This is a genomic window from Actinoplanes sp. CA-142083, assembly GCF_050942195.1.
Lineage (GTDB): Bacteria > Actinomycetota > Actinomycetes > Mycobacteriales > Micromonosporaceae > Actinoplanes.
The window spans coordinates 6,992,276-7,008,293 of sequence record NZ_CP192076.1; the positions used below are offsets into that span (position 1 = coordinate 6,992,276).

Annotated in this window: 11 protein-coding genes and 1 pseudogene; 10 read left to right on the forward strand and 2 right to left on the reverse strand. The window is 71.2% G+C overall.

The genetic code is table 11. From position 1 onward, the window contains the following. The first annotated feature begins 3 nt into the window (after positions 1-3). The 7 genes and pseudogenes from metX to ACQPZX_RS32245 all read left to right on the forward strand — a co-directional run bounded on the left by metX (position 4) and on the right by ACQPZX_RS32245 (position 8,413). Positions 4-1,209: a homoserine O-acetyltransferase MetX gene (gene metX, locus ACQPZX_RS32215; RefSeq protein WP_433363481.1), complete on the forward strand. Its 1,206-nt coding sequence runs from the start codon at positions 4-6 to the stop codon at positions 1,207-1,209. Then, entirely contained in the window at positions 1,206-2,501 is a 1,296-nt protein-coding gene (locus tag ACQPZX_RS32220) for an O-acetylhomoserine aminocarboxypropyltransferase/cysteine synthase family protein (RefSeq protein WP_433363484.1), read from the forward strand. Before metX ends, ACQPZX_RS32220 begins: the two co-directional genes overlap by 4 nt. Then, a complete protein-coding gene (locus tag ACQPZX_RS32225; RefSeq protein WP_433363487.1) occupies positions 2,498-2,980 on the forward strand; it encodes a CoA-binding protein in 483 nt (160 codons plus the stop codon). Before ACQPZX_RS32220 ends, ACQPZX_RS32225 begins: the two co-directional genes overlap by 4 nt. A gap of 29 nt (positions 2,981-3,009) precedes the next feature. Beyond that, positions 3,010-3,239 (forward strand): annotated as a pseudogene (locus ACQPZX_RS32230) (chitinase); the annotation flags it as partial. Between the two features lie 38 nt (positions 3,240-3,277). Continuing rightward, the gene (locus ACQPZX_RS32235) at positions 3,278-4,258 is read left to right on the forward strand and encodes an SDR family NAD(P)-dependent oxidoreductase (protein WP_433363490.1); all 981 of its coding nucleotides are present in this window, start codon (positions 3,278-3,280) and stop codon (positions 4,256-4,258) included. 65 nt (positions 4,259-4,323) lie between these two features. Continuing rightward, on the forward strand, positions 4,324-7,158 hold the full coding sequence (locus ACQPZX_RS32240; RefSeq protein ID WP_433363493.1) for a GH92 family glycosyl hydrolase: 2,835 nt from the start codon (positions 4,324-4,326) through the stop codon (positions 7,156-7,158). Between the two features lie 79 nt (positions 7,159-7,237). Then, positions 7,238-8,413 (forward strand): AI-2E family transporter, encoded by a 1,176-nt coding sequence (locus ACQPZX_RS32245; RefSeq protein WP_433363496.1) that lies wholly within the window; start codon positions 7,238-7,240, stop codon positions 8,411-8,413. 12 nt (positions 8,414-8,425) lie between these two features. Here the strand turns inward: ACQPZX_RS32245 and ACQPZX_RS32250 are convergent, their stop codons facing one another. Next, positions 8,426-9,172, reverse strand: coding sequence for an alpha/beta fold hydrolase (locus ACQPZX_RS32250; protein ID WP_433363498.1), 747 nt, complete (start codon positions 9,170-9,172; stop codon positions 8,426-8,428). A 62-nt stretch (positions 9,173-9,234) separates the two neighbouring features. Here ACQPZX_RS32250 and ACQPZX_RS32255 point away from each other — a divergent pair, with 62 nt between their 5' ends. The 3 genes from ACQPZX_RS32255 to ACQPZX_RS32265 all read left to right on the forward strand — a co-directional run bounded on the left by ACQPZX_RS32255 (position 9,235) and on the right by ACQPZX_RS32265 (position 13,598). Next, positions 9,235-11,991 (forward strand): hypothetical protein, encoded by a 2,757-nt coding sequence (locus ACQPZX_RS32255; protein ID WP_433363500.1) that lies wholly within the window; start codon positions 9,235-9,237, stop codon positions 11,989-11,991. Between the two features lie 78 nt (positions 11,992-12,069). Further along, complete coding sequence (locus tag ACQPZX_RS32260; protein ID WP_433363502.1) at positions 12,070-12,888, forward strand: ATP-binding cassette domain-containing protein; 819 nt, start codon at positions 12,070-12,072, stop codon at positions 12,886-12,888. Further along, positions 12,885-13,598 (forward strand): ATP-binding cassette domain-containing protein, encoded by a 714-nt coding sequence (locus tag ACQPZX_RS32265; RefSeq protein WP_433363504.1) that lies wholly within the window; start codon positions 12,885-12,887, stop codon positions 13,596-13,598. Before ACQPZX_RS32260 ends, ACQPZX_RS32265 begins: the two co-directional genes overlap by 4 nt. Before the next feature lie 2 nt (positions 13,599-13,600). Here the strand turns inward: ACQPZX_RS32265 and ACQPZX_RS32270 are convergent, their stop codons facing one another. Further along, positions 13,601-16,018, reverse strand: a complete 2,418-nt coding sequence (locus ACQPZX_RS32270) for a transglycosylase domain-containing protein (protein ID WP_433363507.1) — start codon at positions 16,016-16,018, stop codon at positions 13,601-13,603.

A 16,018-nucleotide genomic window follows, 5' to 3' on the forward strand; every position in this document is an offset into this window, starting at 1 on the left:
CACATGGTGGCACCCTCGACCCTTCCGGCCGGCTCGGTCGGCAGCGTCGAAACCCAGTTCCTGGATCTGCCGGCCCCGTTGCCGCTCGACTGCGGGCGTGAGCTGAGCTCGGTCCGCGTCGCCTACGAAACGTACGGCACCCTGGCGCCCGGGCGTGACAACGTCATCCTGGTATGTCACGCCTTGAGCGGGGATGCGCACGCTGCCGGATACTCGACTGTCGTATCCGAGACCAGCACGCGCGACGGCTTCGCGGCGGAGAGCCGCGACGGCGCGGCCGGCAAGGCCCTCGGCTGGTGGGACGGCATGATCGGGCCGGGCAAGGCGTTCGACACCGACCACTTCTTCGTGGTCTCGACCAACCTGCTCGGCGGCTGCAAGGGCACCACCGGCCCGTCCTCGATCAACCCCAGGACCGGCCACGCGTACGGGTCGGACTTCCCCGTCATCACGGTGGCCGACATGGTGCGGTGCGAGCGGGCCTTCCTCGACGAGCTCGGCATCGAGCGGCTCGCCGCCGTGGCCGGTGGCTCGCTCGGCGGCATGCAGGCCCTGCAGTGGGCCGTCACGTACCCCGATCAGGTCGACTCGATCGTGGTGATCGCCTCCACCCACGCGCTGCACCCGCAGGGAGTGGCCTGGAACGCGATCGCCCGCGAGGCGATCACCCGCGACCCGGCGTGGCAGGGCGGCGACTACTACGGGACGGGCCGGCAGCCCGACGACGGCATGAGCGTGGCCCGCATGGTCGGCCATATGACATACCTTTCGGCGCCCGCGCTCGAGGGCAAGTTCGGCCGGCGGCTGCAGTTCGCCGACGACATCCGGTACACGATCGACCGCCCGGAATTCGAGATCGAGAGCTACCTCGACTACCAGGCGGGGTCGTTCGTCAAGCGGTTCGATGCCGGCACGTACGTACGGATGTCTCGGGCTTTGACGTATTTTGATCTTGCGCGGCAACATGGGGACGGTTCGCTCGCCCGTGCGCTCGCGAACGTCTCCGCCCGTACGTTATTGATTGCCTTCAGCTCTGACTGGCTTTATCCGCCGGTCGCCTCGATGGAGATCGAGGCGGCGCTGAACGAGTTGGGCAAGCCGGTCGAGTACCACCTGATCGAGGCGCCTTATGGGCACGACTGCTTCCTTCTCGAGGAAGCCCGGCAGACGCCGATCGTCCGGCGATTCCTGAAAGAGGACCTCCAGTGATCGAGCAAGCCCACGAGTTCGGGTTCGAGACCCGGCAGCTGCACGCCGGTCAACGGCCGGACCCGAACACGGGCGCGCGTGCCGTGCCGATCTTCCAGACCACGAGCTACGTGTTCGAGGACCCGGAATCGGCGGCCGCCTACTTCAACCTCCAGGAGTACGGCAACACGTACTCCCGCATCATGAACCCGACGGTGGCGGTGTTCGAGGAGCGGGTGGCGAACCTCGAGGGCGGCTCCGGCGCGGTGGCCTTCTCGAGCGGGATCGCGGCCCAGGCGGGCGCGCTGTTCACGCTGCTCGAGCCGGGCGACCACGTCGTCGCCTCGTCGGCGCTGTACGGCGGCACGGTCAACCAGCTCAAGCACATGCTGCGCAAGATGAACGTCGAGCTGACCTGGGTCGACCCCGACGACACCGACGCGTGGCGCAAGGCGGTCGCGGCCAACACGAAGGCGTTCTTCGGCGAGACGATCGGCAACCCCGGCGGGAACGTCCTCGACATCGAGGCGGTGGCCGCGATCGCGCACGAGCACGAGCTGCCGCTGATCGTGGACAACACGTTCGCGACGCCGTACCTGTGCCGGCCGATCGAGTTCGGCGCCGACATCGTCATCCACTCGGCGACCAAGTTCATCGGCGGCCACGGCACCAGCATCGGCGGCGTGGTGGTGGAGTCCGGCCTGTTCAACTGGTCCAACGGCCGCTTCCCGGTGGTGGCCGACCCGTCCCCGGCGTACCACGGCCTGCAGTTCCACGAGACGTTCGGCACGTACGGGTATCTGATGAAACTCCGCGCCGAGACGCTGCGTGACCTCGGCGGCGCGCTCTCGCCGTTCAACGCGTTCCTGTTCCTGCAGGGCCTCGAGACGCTGTCGCTGCGCATGGAGCGCCACGTCGTCAACGCGCGCAGGGTGGCCGAGTTCCTCGAGTCGCACCCGGGGGTCTCCCGGGTGGCCTATCCGGGCCTGCCGTCCAGCGGTTACCGGCCGCTGGTCGAGAAATACCTGCCGCTCGGGGCGGGCGCGGTGTTCTCGTTCGACTGCGCGGGCGGGCGCGATGCGGGCGTCGATCTGATCCGCAACGTCACGCTCTGGTCGCACCTGGCCAACGTCGGCGACGCGAAGAGCCTGATCATCCATCCGGCCAGCACGACCCACCGCCAGCTGAGCGACGAGGAACTGGCCGCGGCGGGGGTGGGGCCCGGCACCGTACGGCTGTCGGTCGGCACCGAGTCGGTGGACGATCTGATCTGGGACCTTTCGCAGGCGTTGGAGAAGGTGGCAGCGGCATGACCGATCTCGCGCGGTACCAGGACGTGACGGCGATCCAGCGCGTCCTGCACAACTCCAAGACGATCGCGATCGTCGGCCTGTCCAACAACCCGCTGCGGGCCAGCTACTTCGTCGGCTATTACGCCAAGCGGCACGGCTACCGGGTGATCCCGGTGAACCCCCGCGAGACCGAGATCCTCGGCGAGAAGAGCTACGCCAGCCTGCGCGACGTGCCCGATCACATCGACGTGGTGAACGTCTTCCGCGCCCCGAGCGCGCTTCCCGACATCGCCCGGGACGCGGTGGCGATCGGGGCGGACACGCTCTGGTGCCAGTTCGGCGTGATCAACGAGGAGGGCTCGCGGATCGCCGAGGAGGGCGGCCTCACGGTGATCGTGGACCGCTGCCTCAAGGTCGAGCACGCCCGGTACGTGGGGCGAATGAACTGGCTCGGCTTCAACACGCAGCGCATCACCGCGGTGCGCGGCGGGCTTCAATAGATATCCGCCCGCCCGACCCGGTCGAGGTCATGAACGCCACCGGCCAGAAGGCGTTCCAGCTCGCCGGGCCAACGGCGGCGACGTCAGCGTCTCGATCGGCGGCTACGGCGGCACCAAGCTCGGCCAGCAGAACAACCCCGGCCTGTACGTGCCGGTCAGTCATAACGGGCACAAGTACACCGCGAAGTGGTGGACGCAGAACGAGTCCCCCGCCACCCACAGCGGCCAGTGGGACGTCTGGGCCGACAACGGCAGCTGCTGACGGTTGATCGGGCCGTGCCGGGGTACGGCCCGATCATGCCTTCTCGCGTCGTCGTCCTGACCGGTGCTTCCAGCGGCATCGGCCGGGCCGCCGCCCTGGCCTTCGCCGCCCGCGGCGACCGGGTGGTGCTGGCCGCCCGGGACGAGGCCGCCCTCGCGGCCGTCGCCGCTCGATGCGGGGACGACGCGCTGGTGGTCACGGCCGACGTCACGGTGCAGGAAGAGGTGGACGCTCTGGCCGACGTGGCGCTGCGGCGGCACGGCAGGATCGACATCTGGGTCGACACGGCCGCCGTCATGGCGTACGGCAAATTCTTGGACCTGCCGGCCGAGGTGTTCGATCGGGTGGTGACCACCGACCTGCTCGGGTCTTCGCACGTGGCCCGGGCGGCGCTGCGGGTCTTCCGGCAGCAGCGAAGCGGGACGCTGATCCTGGGCAGTTCGCTGCTCGCGCACGTGACCGTGCCCTACATGTCCGCATATATCACTGCAAAGTGGGGCTTGCGCGGCCTGATGCGCACGCTGCAGCAGGAGACGCGCGACCTGCCCGGTGTGCAGGTGTGCTGGGTGGCGCCGGGCAGCGTGGACACCTCGATCTACACCAGCGCGGCGAGCTACGCCGGGTTCGTCGGACGGCCGCCGCCGCCCGTCGACTCCCCCGAGCGGGTGGCCCGGGCAATCCTCCGGCTCGCCGACCACCCCCGCTCCGGCGTCTCGGTGGGCGCCGCCAACCGACTGATCAAGACCGGCTTCGTGCTCTTCCCGCCGGTCTACGACGCGCTCGTGACGCCGCTCATGCGCGGCTTCGGGCTGTCCCGCCAGTCCGTCGAGCCGCACGACGGCAACGTCTTCCGGCCCGCGGCCCGGGTCGAGGGCGGCCCCGGCCGCTGGGGCCGAGCCAGTGTGGCGACGGCCGTGCTGACGACGGCGGCGCTGGCGACAGCCGCGACCGCCGCGGCCGCGGCGGCATGGCTTAGGAGCGCCCACTCCAGGGGCCATCCGGGCAGAGATCATTGACATATTTCAGTACGTAGATTAATCCTGACGATGACATCGTTGTCATCGGAGGGAGTCCACCCCACATGCTCCGCAACCGTGTCCTCGCCGCCCTCGCCGGCGTGGCTGTGACCGTGCCGCTCGCCACGGCGGCAAAAGCCGGGCCAGAGCTCGACCCGGCCGCGTACGTCAACCCGTTCATCGGCACCACCAACCTCGGCAACACCTACCCCGGCGCCGTACGCCCGTTCGGGATGCTCGCCTGGAGCCCGCAGACCTCGCGCGGCACCCAGATCTCCACGCCCGCGCCCGGCGGCTACCAGTACACCGCCACCCGGATCCGCGGCCTGAGCCTCACCCACCTCAGCGGCGTGGGCTGCTCGGGCGCCAACGGCGACATCCCGATCATGCCGCAGGCGGGAGACATCACGACCTCGCCGACCGCCGACACCACCGACAAGGTCTACGCCAGCACGTTCTCCCACGCGAACGAGGCGGCCGAGCCCGGCTACTACCGGGTGGGCCTGGACAGCGGCGCGGGCGCCGAGCTCACCGTCACCGACCGCACCGGACTGGGGCGCTTCACCTTCCCGGCCGACAAGAGCGCCAGCCTGCTCTTCCGCACCTCGATGTCGGAGACCGGCAGCGAGAACGCGACGGTCCACATCGACCCGGCGACCCAGACGGTCACCGGCTCGGTCAGCGCCGGCAACTTCTGCGGGCCGCAGAGCACCGACAACTCGCACGCGTACTACACGCTGCATTTCGTCGCGAAAATCGACCAGCCGTTCGCGGCCACGGGCACCTGGACCGACGCGACGCTGACACCGGGCGGCACCGACGCGCAGGGCGGCAGCGGCTACAGCAGCGCCGGGCGACCCAACGCGGGCAAGGGCTCGGGCGGTTACGTGACCTTCGCGCCGGGGACGACCGCCGTCACGATGCACGTCGCCATCTCGTACGTGGATCAGGCCGGCGCCGAACGAAACCTCGCAGCCGAATCGGGCGGGTTCGACCAGGTCCGGGCGCTGGCCCGCAATGCCTGGAACGACCGGCTCCGGAAAATCCGGATCGGCGGCGGCACCCCCGACCAGCTCGCCACCTTCTACACAGCCCTCTACCACTCCTCGCTCGAGCCGACGCTGACCAGCGACGTCGACGGCCGCTATTACGGCGCCGACGACAAGATCCACAAAATTTCACATCGCCAAAAGGCGCAATACGGCACTTTTTCCGGTTGGGACGTCTACCGCGCTCAAGTGCAACTGCTCGCGCTGCTCGACCGTCGCCAGGCCAGCGACTACGCGCAATCGCTGTTCAACTACGCCACCCAGCGCGGCGGCGAGTGGGACCGCTGGCTGCTGCAGCACGGCAAGACCGCGGTGATGTCGGGCGACCCGGCGGCGGCCGCGATCGCCGCCATGTACGCGTTCGGCGCCCGCGACTTCGACGCCCGCGGCGCGCTCAACTCCCTGGTGCACGCCGCAACCGTCGCGACCGAGAACGACTACAGCGACAAGGGTTGCAACGTCGAATGTTTCGGCCAGCGGCCCTCGCTCAACGAATACATCAAGAACGGCTGGGTGCCCGCCGCCGACTGCCACTGCTGGGGCGGCGCCGCCGAAACCCTCGAGGACGCCGCGGCCGACTACGGCATCGCGCAGCTGGCTTTCGCGCTCGGCGACACGAAGACGTACAAAACTTTCCTGGCCCGATCGAAGAACTGGCGCAACGTCTACGATCCTGCCGCCAAGGCGGATCCGGGCCTCGAGCACAACATTCGCGAGCACATCACCGCCATCACCGCGAGCGGCGAGAACCCACCGGGCGAGGGCAAGGCGCAGGCTTTCGACGGCGACAAGGGCACCAAGTGGCTGACCTTCGCGACCACCGGCTGGGTCGCCGCCCAGCTCGACACCCCGCTCACCGTCACCAACTACGCGCTGACCTCCGGCAACGACGTTCCCGAGCGCGATCCCGCCGACTGGCAGCTGCAGGGTTCGGCCGACGGCAGCACGTGGACCACGATCGACGAGCAGACCGGTCAGGCTTTCGACAAGCGAGGGCAGACCAGGGGGTACGCGGTCGCGAGCCCCGCGCCGTATTCGTACTACCGCCTCAACGTGACCACGAACGGCGGCGCCGACATCGTGCAGCTGGGTGAGCTGGAGCTGGCCGACCCGGCCGTGCCCACCCCCGCCCCGATCGACAGCCCGTTCGTCGGCTGGATGCGGGACCGCTACCTCGACGGCACCTGGGCCGAGGGCTTCAGCCCGTCCACCCAGACCGGTTTCGTCGAGGGCAGCAGCGCCCAGTACACGTGGATGGTCTACTCCGACGTGGTCACGCTGGCGCAGAAGATGGGCGGCAACGACGCCGCCATCGAGCGCCTCGACGCGTTCTTCCGCAACCCCGACGGCACCTTCGACCTGAGCGCCAAGAAGCTCACCCGCTTCGACGCCACCAACGAGCCCGACATCCAGACGCCGTATCTCTACAACTACTTCGGCGCCGCCTACAAGACGCAGGAAACGGTGAAGGCCATTGTCGACACCAAGTGGAGCAACGGCACCGGCGGCATCCCCGGCAACGACGACGCCGGCACGATGAGCGCCTGGTACGTCCTCTCGGCGCTCGGCCTCTACCCCACCGTCCCCACCCGCGCCGAGCTGGCGCTCACCACCCCGCTGTTCCCCCGCGCCGAGGTCCGGCTCGGCAGCGGCAAGAAGCTGACCATCGAGGCGCCCGGCACCGAGACCGCGCACTACGTCCAGGGTCTGAAGGTCGACGGCCGCGCCACCACCAAGGCGTGGTTGCCGGCCCGCACGGTCACCGACGGCGGCCACCTCGTGTACACCCTCGGCACGGCCCCGAGCCTGACCTGGGGCAGCGGCCCGAAGGACGTGCCGCCGCAGAACTGACAGGGCTTCCTCACGGGTCCCGGCCGCGATGGCGGCCGGGACCCCGTTTGCCGAGCTCGTCCAGGGGTAGCCCGGGGGCATGACCGGTACGGAAAACGGCGCCGTGGCCCGCCGCACTCTGATCGTGCTCGGGTTGATCGTGGCCACCGCGGTGGTGCTCCTGCTCGCGTACGAGACGCGGCGGGTGCTGACCTGGATCCTGGTCGCCGCGTTCCTGGCGGTGGCGCTGCACCCGGCGGTGAACTGGGTGACCCGCCGGGCGGCGTTCCGCAAGCGCTGGCTGGCCACGCTGCTGGTCTTCCTGGTGACGTTCACCCTGCTCGGCGGCCTCGTCACGCTGTTCGTGGTGCCGCTGGCGCACGAGGGCAGCCGGGCGATCACGAACCTGCCGCAGCTCATCGAGGATGCCCGCAACGGGCGCGGACCGGCCGGCCACCTGATCGCGCGTTTCAACCTGCTCGAGTACGCGCAGAACAACGCCTCCCGGATCCGGGAGTACGCCTCCGGTCTCGGGGCGCCCACGCTGACCTTCCTGCGCTCGGTGGCCACCGGGATCGCGGGCACCGTGACGATCATCGTGCTCTCGTACCTCATGGTGCTGGAAGCCCCGAAGATCATCGACGGATTCCTCGCCCTGTTCCCGGAGGACCGCGCCGAGCACATGCGCCGGGTCGGTCACGACTGCGCCCGCACGATCACCGGCTACCTCTCCGGCAACCTGCTGATCAGCGTGATCTGCGGCGGGCTCACCTACGTCGTGCTGCTGATCCTGGGCGTGCCGTACGCCGGCCTGATCGCCCTTTTCGTCGGCGTGGCCGACCTCATCCCGCTGGTCGGCGCCACGCTCGGCGCGGTCGTCGCCACCATCGCCGGGTTCGTCGAGTCCACCACCGCGGGAATCGTGGTCATCGTCTTCTTCGTCGTCTACCAGCAGCTGGAGAACCACCTCCTACAGCCGGTCGTGTTCGCCCGCACGGTGAAGCTGAACCCGCTGACCGTGCTCGTCGCGATCCTCCTCGCGGTGGAGCTGGCCGGCATCCTCGGCGCGTTGCTGGCCATCCCGATCGCCGGCATCCTGCAGATCATCGCCCGGGATGTCTGGGACAGCCGGCACGGACGCCCCAAGGCCGTGCCCACCGTCGGCGAGGACCACACGCCGGTGCCGGCGGACGAGGCCGAGCGGGCGGCCGCCGCCGGCCGGACCGACGCTCAATCCGCGCTGGCCGTCGAGCCGGCGCCACCGGCCAAGACCTGACCGCGAGAGCTCCTAGGCGAGCGCGGCCACAAAGCCGTCCAGGTTGTCCGCCATGAGGTCGTGACCGGCGCCCGGAACGACGCGTACCTCACAGCCGCTCGCGCGGACGGCGTCGAGCTCCTCACGCGACAGTTCGCCGCTGACGTACAGCCGCGGCCGGTTGAAGGCGGCGAGCTGCTGCCGGAAGGTGGCCGGCCGGTCGGCCAGCAGCGAGACCGCCGTGCGGTGCAGCCCGCGCGGCGACCAGCGGGCGAAAGTCCGAGCGTATTCGCGATCCGCGTCGCTCGAGCGCAACGCGTCGAGGATCCGCTGCCGCCCGGTCGCGACAAAGGTTTCCTCGTCGTAGGCGGCGATCTGCGCGGAGATCGTTCCGACCCCCGGATCGAGGTTCGGCTCCGCGACGACGAGACGGCCCACCAGATCGGGGCGCTGGGCGGCGAGGCTGATGGCCACCGATCCGCCCAGCGAGTGACCGATCAGCGTGACGTCGCGCAGGCCGAGCGCGTCCAGGACCCCGATCACCGTGCCGGCGTGCTCGTCGACGGTGTGCCCGAAGGCGTCGTCGTGGTCGCTCCACCCGCTGCCGATCAGATCCACCAGGATGTGCCGCCCGGCCAGACCGGGGTGGCCGGCCACCGGCGCGAAACTCACGGTCGTGGCAGATCCAAGACCACCGACATAGACGCGTACGGGTGACCGCGCGCCGATGTCGAGCACGGCGACCGAGGCGCCGGACGGGGTTGCGGAACGGAAGATCATCACCCGATCATGCCAGCGGACCTGTTGTAGCTTCAGAGCTCCGAACGAAGGAGGCCGCCGACGTGGGTGACCGGCTCACCGCGGCCGCGGTCCTCGGCGGCTTCCGGCAGCGGGCCTGGTCGCTGCTGACGCTCTCCGCGTTCCTCGTGCTGGCCGCCGCCGGCGCCGCCGCGCCCATGTTCGCCGAGGCCTCCGACAACGCCACCTTCCAGCTGCGCCGCGACGAGATCCCCCCGACCGCCCGCCAGAGCGACGCGGCCGTGGTGCGCCTCTCGGCCGCCGTAGGTTCGAAAAGCGCCGACCAGCAGGCCGTAGTCGACGACATGCGGGCGATCCCGCACCTCACCGAGCCCGACCTGACCGGCGGCTCGATCGGCGCCGAGATGGTCGAGCCCCGCTTCTGGGAGCTGACCGTCAGTCTGGGCGCCGCCACGGAGCGAGCCCGCCTGTTCGCCGTCACCAAGCCCTCCGCCGAGCTCACCAAAACTGCTGCAGCCGAAGGCGAGGAGGGTCTTTGGTTGCCGCGGCCGATGGCCGACACGCTCGGCGCGCACACCGGCGACCGCATCAACCTCACGGTCGTCGTGGGCACGCAGGGCGAGCGGCACCAGACCACGAGCACGGTCGCCGGCATCTACGCGGTCGACGGCGAGGGCCGCCTGCCCGCCGGTCCCACGTGGGCCCTGCGGCGCGGCGACACTCCCGGCGACACGGAATACGAGACCCTTCCGGCCTACCTCCTGGTCGGCACCCCGGCGACGGTCGAGCCGCTGGCGAAGGCGCTGGACGACCAGATCTTCTGGTCGGTGGAGGCCGCGCTGGAGCCGGGCACGACGCTGGCCGAGGCAAGCCGCACGGCCGGCGCCGTGGAGGATCTGCGCCGCGCCTACGCGACCCGCCAGCCGCCCGAGGGCGCCGACAGCCCGCTGGCGTTCCGTTTCGCCAGCGGCATCGGGCGGATCGTCGCCATCGCGCGCGAGACCACCGAGACCGTCCGGCATCGCACCCGCCCGGTGGAGTGGGCCGCGATCGGCGTCGGCCTGGCCTCGGTCCTGGCCGTGGCGCTGCTGTCCGCGCGACGCCGCGAGCGCGAGCTGCGCCACGCGGTCAGCGTCGGCCTCGCGCCGGCCCGGGTAGGCAGCCTCTGGCTGCTCGAGAGCCTGCTTCCGGCCGTCCTGGGCGCGGCGTTGGGCTGGTTGGCCGCGTGGCAGCTCGTGGCCCGCTTGGGCCCGCCCGGCGCCATCGAGGAGTCAAAGTCCCAGGCGGCCTTGACGGCCGGTCTGGTCACGCTGGCCGGACTGCTCGCGGTCGCCGGGGTGGCCACGGCCGCGACATCCCGACGCGTACGGCCGATGGCCCCCACAACCGCAAGACGCCACGTCCCCTGGCCGGCGCTGGTAGTGGTCGCCGCGCTGGTATCCGCCGCTGGCCTGGCCGGCGCCGGCGGTCCGGCCGGTGGCATCGACCTCCTGGTTCCACTGCTGGTCCTCGCCGCCGTCGGCGTAGTCGCCGGGTGGCTGCCGAGCCGGCTCGCGGCCCGCAGGCGCACCTCGCTTCCAATCTCGCCGCGGCGGGCAATTCTGTGGATCGCTCGCCGGCGCCTCGGCTCGGGTGGCGCCGAGCGCCGTCTCGCCGTCGTGGTGGTCACGGCGGGACTGGGCATGCTGTTGTTCGCACTGTCCGCGGTGGACTCGACGGCGGACTCGGCCGTGGATCGGGTCGCGGTGGCGGCCGGCGCCGAGGCCGTGGCGCCGCTCGAAGGCTCGTACGTCCTCGACGAGGGCGCCCCATCGCCGCCACCGCAACGGGATCCGTTCGCCCCGCGACTCACCGGCCCGGTCCCCGGCGTGCGCGTGCCCCCGCTGCCGCCGGGCAACACGGTCGTGTGGCACACCGACGTGCTGAGCCCGGTCGACGCCGAGCAGAAGGACCTGCTGATCATCGATCCGGCCCGCTTCCGCGAGGTCGCCCTGTGGGGCCGCGGCGCCGACCTGGCGGCGGCACGCGCGGCCGTCGCCGAACTGGCTTCCGAGCCGATGGCCGCCGATCGTTCCGTACGCGTCATCGCCGTCGCCGACCCCGCCTCGGCGAAGGTGGACTCGTTCCCGCTGAAGGTCGGCTTCGACTTCCAGGACTTCACCGTCGCCGCCCGGGTGGCCGCGTTCCCCGGCATGCACGGCCGCCCGATGTACGTCGCCGCCGCCGACCCGCTGCTCGGCAACCTCGGCGTCGACGACCCCCGCCTCGCGCCGCTGACCGCGATGCCCGCCGGCGCCCAGGTCGCGCAGGCATCGCTGTGGAGCTCCGGCGGCGCGACCGGCATCCAGGCGGTGACCGCGGCGAAGGGCGTGCGCCCCGAGCGCGTCGACACCGCCGCCGCGTTGCGTTCCGGTGCGACCTACGTCGGGACGGCCCGCGCCCGCGGCTACCAGGTCGCGATCGCCGGCTACCTCGCGCTGCTCGCGGTGCTGACCCTGGGCATCTACGCCCAGCGCACCGCCGTGCAGCGCCGCCCGGCCGACCTCATGCTCGCCCGGGTGGGCCTGGGCCGCCCCCGGGTCGTGCAGGCGAGGGCGCTGGAGTTCGTGCTGCTGGCCGCGGTGGCCCTCGCCGCCGCGGTGGCCGGCGTGGCCGCGCTGTACCCGCTCGGCGCCCGGCTGCTGGACGACCAGCCCGTCCTGCTCCCCCGCTACGCCTTCCATTTCTCCCCCCTCGGCCTGGCGGTCACCGCCGGCGCCGCCGTCCTGGCCACAGCGCTGGCCGTGGCCCTGACCGCCACCCGCCCGGCCGTAGAGGAGGCCGCCTACCGTGACGACTGACAGCGCCCCCGGCCGACGGATGAGGCCGCCCAGTGTGACTGACAGCGCTCCGCCCGCCGGCCGACGACGGCGCCTACCGTGACGACTGACAGCTCGCCCGTGCTGGAGGGGCACGACCTGCTCCAGCTCTATGCCGCGCCGACCGGGCCGACTCAGGCGCTGCGCGGCGTCGACGTCACCGTGCGCGGTGGGCGGATCAGCGCCGTCACCGGGCCCTCCGGCAGCGGGAAGTCGACGCTGCTGGCGCTGCTCGCGCTGCGGGAGCGGCCGGCCGGCGGCGAGCTGCGGCACCGGGGACGGCTGGTCTCCGGCCTGTCCCGCCGCCAGTTGCGGCGCCTGCGCGCCCGGGAGATCGGCTGGGTCGCGCAGCGGCCCACGCACAGCCTGTTCCCGCAGTTGGACGCCCTCGGCCAGATCGAGCAGATGGCCCGGCTGCGTGGCGTGGAATGCGACCCGCTCGCCGCGCTCGACGAGGTCGCGCTGAGCGCGCTGGCCCGCAAGCGGCCCGAGGTGATGTCGGGCGGCGAGCAGCAGCGCCTCGCGGTGGCCGCGGCCTCGGTCGGCCCGCCGGCGCTGCTGGTGGCCGACGAGCCGACGGCCGAGCTCGACGACGACTCGGCGGCGCTGGTGCTGCGGCTTCTGCGCGCGCGGGCCGAGCAGGGCAGCGCGGTCGTCCTGGCCACGCACGACGCGCGGGCGATCGCCGCGGCCGACACCGTGCTGCGCTTCCGCCACGGCGTCCTGTCCGGCTCGCAGGACGCCGGCCGCGACCACACCGTCACCATCGACGGCCAGGGCCGCCTGCAGCTCCCGCCGGAGGCGCTGCCGCTCTTCCCCGGCCGCCGCGTGGTGGTGACCGTTGTGGACGATCACGTTGAGTTGAGGCGGGCGGAATGACCGAGGCCTTGGTGGAAGTCCGCGAAGTCAGCCACGCGAAGGGCGTCCTCCGCGACATCTCGCTCTCGCTGTCCCCGGCGACGCTTACGGTCCTGGCCGGCCGCTCCGGCTCCGGGAAGTCCACGCTCTGCCACCTCATCGCCGGCGTCATGCGGCCGTCCTCGGGTTCCGTTCTGGTCAACGGCCGCCCCGCCCACGACCGGCCCGACTGGGCCACCGTCTCGCTGCTACCGCAGCGCCTGGCGCTGGAGCCGGAGCTGTCCGTGGCCGAGAACGTCCTGCTTCCGGCCGGAGTTCGCGGCACCTCCACCGGCGCGGAGCTGCTCGACCGGCTCGGGCTCGCCGCCATCGCCGCCCGCCCGGCCCGCGACACCTCGCTGGGCGAGCAGCAGCGCACGGCCCTGGCCCGCGCACTGGTCCTCACCCCGCCGTGGCCGTCCTCGACGAGCCGACCGCTCACCAGGACGACGAACACGTCCAGCTGGTCCTCGACGCCCTGCGCGCGGCGGTCGAAGCCGGCAGCCTCGCCGTCGTCGCCACCCACGACCAGCGGGTCATCGACGTCGCCGACACCGTCATCCGCCTCAGCTCAGGCCGCCTCGCCTGACCCCGTCGGGACGCCTCGCCAACCTCGCGCCAGGCCCGCTCGCCCAGGGCCCAGGCCGGCGCGCCCGAGCCCAGGCCCGGCCAGGCCGGGCCCGCTCGCCTGAGCTCAGCCGCCGCGTTTCTTTCCGCCGCCCTTCTTGCCCGGGCCGCTCCCGTTCGCGGGCGGGGTCGCGCCGCCGGCGCCCTTGCTGATCTCCATGACGATCTGGCTGCCCTTCGCCGCCTGGCCGCTCGGCCTGGTGTCGGCCACCGTGCCGGCCGGGCATGTCGACGCGACCTGGCCGCCGGTCGTCGGCAGGAAGCCGGCGCCCTTCAGCTCGATCGTCGCGTCGGCGACGTTCGTGCAGCTCACCGCCGGGACCGAGACCAGGTCGCCGAGCGCCACCTTGGTGTCGCCGGGCTTCGGGAACTGGACGCTCGGCTTGCCCTTCATGTAGTCGGCCACCGTGTTCCACACCGCGGGGTTCACCGTGCCGTGGTCCATGTGCTGGCTGGTCTGCGGCCAGTCGGGGTCGGCGAGGTAGCCGGCCACCACGATCGAGGTGGTGCCGACGATCAGCGCGGCCGTCTTGGAGCTGTCGGTGGTGCCGGTCTTGCCGAACACCGGGTGGCCGACGATGCCGCGGGTCTGCGGGGCCGTCCCCGAGCCGCCGCAGCTGCCGAGCTGGGCCGAGTCGCCGACCGGGCAGCGGGCCGCGTCGAGGGCGGAGCGGGCCACGTCGGCCGAGACGACCCGCTTGCAGTTGGGGCTGCCGACGTCGATCTTCTCGTTGTCCCGGTCGACGATCTCCTTGACCGGGGTCGGCGTGCAGTACTTGCCGTCGGCCGCCAGCGTCGCGTACGCGTTGGCGAGGTCGAGCGGCGTGGACGCCGAGACGCCCAGCGTGAACGCGCCCCACTGCTCGGCGTTGCCCGGCGCGGCCAGGTCCGCGTCGTTGGAGGCGCGGAACTGGATGCCGAAGTCCTTCGCCGTCTGGACCACGTTCTGCGCGCCGACCTCTTCCTCGAGTGGCACGAAGTACGTGTTCACCGAGTGACCGAACGCCGACCACATGTTGTAGACGCCGGCCTCGCTCTCACCCGCGTTGCCGGGGCAGTAGAAGTGGGTGCCGGGGCAGGCCGCCCGGCTGCCCGCTTCCACGATGTAATGCGTCTTGGCCACGACCCCGGCGTTCAAGGTCTTGGTCAGCGGGATGCCGGCCTTGAGCGCGGCCACCATCGTGAACATCTTGAACGTCGAGCCGGCCTGGTACCCGTTGACGTCGCCGCCCCCGCTGATGATCGGGTTGGTGGTGTTCGGGTACGTGCCCTTGAGCTTCTTGGCCGCCTTGGCCGGGTTGGACGAGATGTGGTTCTTCGAGTCGTCCAGCTTGAACGTGCGGTTCGCGGCCAGCGCCAGCACCTGACCCGTGCCGGGCTGGACGGCGGCCAGCATCAGGGCGTCCTTGTTGCCGTTCTTGATCTGCTGGTTGATCCGCTTGTAGGCCGCCGCGGTCGCCTTGAGGTCCATGGTCGTGACGATCCGGTACCCGCCGTCGTTGAGGCGCTGCTCCCGGTCGAACGTCGAGGCGCCGAACGCCTGCTGCTCGTTCCACCAGCGGGTGAAGTAGTCGCAGAAGAAGCCCCACTGGTTCTTGTTGACCGAGACGCAGCCGTTGCCGGCCTTCTTGACCTTGTGCGGGACCGTCTCCTTCAGCGCGGCCTGCTCCTGGGCCGCCGTGATCGCGCCGGTGGAGACCATGCCGTCGAGGACGTAGTGGCGCCGGTCGACCGCCCTCGGGTACCCGGCGGGGGTGGCCGGGTTGTTGGTCGTCGGGGCCTTGACCATGCCGGCCAGCAGCGCCGCCTCCGCGACGTCGAGGTCCTTGGGGAGCTTCTGGAAGTAGATCTGGCTGGCCGCGTAGATGCCGTACGCGCCGTTGCCGAACGGGGCGATGTTCAGATAGCGCTCGAGGACCTGCTGCTTGGACAGCTCCTTCTCGAGCTGGATCGCGTACTTCATCTCGGTGACCTTGCGCTTCGGGGTGTCCTCCGTCGCGGCCACGACGTCCTGCGGGTTGGTCGCCGAGTAGGCCAGCGCCATCCGCACGTACTGCATGGCGAGGGTGGAGGCGCCCTGCTTGTCGCCGCCGCTCGAGTCGTTGACGAACGCGCGGACCGTGCCCTTGAGGTCGACGCCGCCGTGCTTGTAGAAGCCCCGGTCCTCGGCCGCGATGATCGCGTTCTGCATGTTGACCGAGATCTCCTTCAGCGGCACGTCGCTGCGGAACTCGTCGTACATGACCGCGATCTGCGTCTTGTTGTCGGATGCGTAGATCCGGGTGATCTGCGGTGAGCTGAAGGCCTTGAGCTGGCTGGGCAGCGCGGCGAAGGCCTTGCCACCGGCCTCGACCGTGAGCCCGGACATCGCCAGGGCCGGGAAGGCCGCGGCCGCGACCACCACCCCGGCCAGCAACCCGCAGATCAGCAGCGAGGTCGCGTTGGTGAAGATGTTGTGATCGCGCGGGCGGAACCAAGAGGACAC

Excerpts from the sequence above, each read along its gene's own strand:
- ACQPZX_RS32240 (WP_433363493.1), top strand. The coding sequence starts at position 4,324 with ATGCTCCGCAACCGTGTCCTCGCCGCCCTCGCCGGCGTGGCTGTGACC.
- ACQPZX_RS32265 (WP_433363504.1), top strand. The coding sequence starts at position 12,885 with ATGACCGAGGCCTTGGTGGAAGTCCGCGAAGTCAGCCACGCGAAGGGC.
- ACQPZX_RS32245 (WP_433363496.1), top strand. The coding sequence starts at position 7,238 with ATGACCGGTACGGAAAACGGCGCCGTGGCCCGCCGCACTCTGATCGTG.
- ACQPZX_RS32235 (WP_433363490.1), top strand. The coding sequence starts at position 3,278 with ATGCCTTCTCGCGTCGTCGTCCTGACCGGTGCTTCCAGCGGCATCGGC.
- ACQPZX_RS32250 (WP_433363498.1), bottom strand. The coding sequence starts at position 9,172 with ATGATCTTCCGTTCCGCAACCCCGTCCGGCGCCTCGGTCGCCGTGCTC.
- ACQPZX_RS32225 (WP_433363487.1), top strand. The coding sequence starts at position 2,498 with ATGACCGATCTCGCGCGGTACCAGGACGTGACGGCGATCCAGCGCGTC.
- metX (WP_433363481.1), top strand. The coding sequence starts at position 4 with ATGGTGGCACCCTCGACCCTTCCGGCCGGCTCGGTCGGCAGCGTCGAA.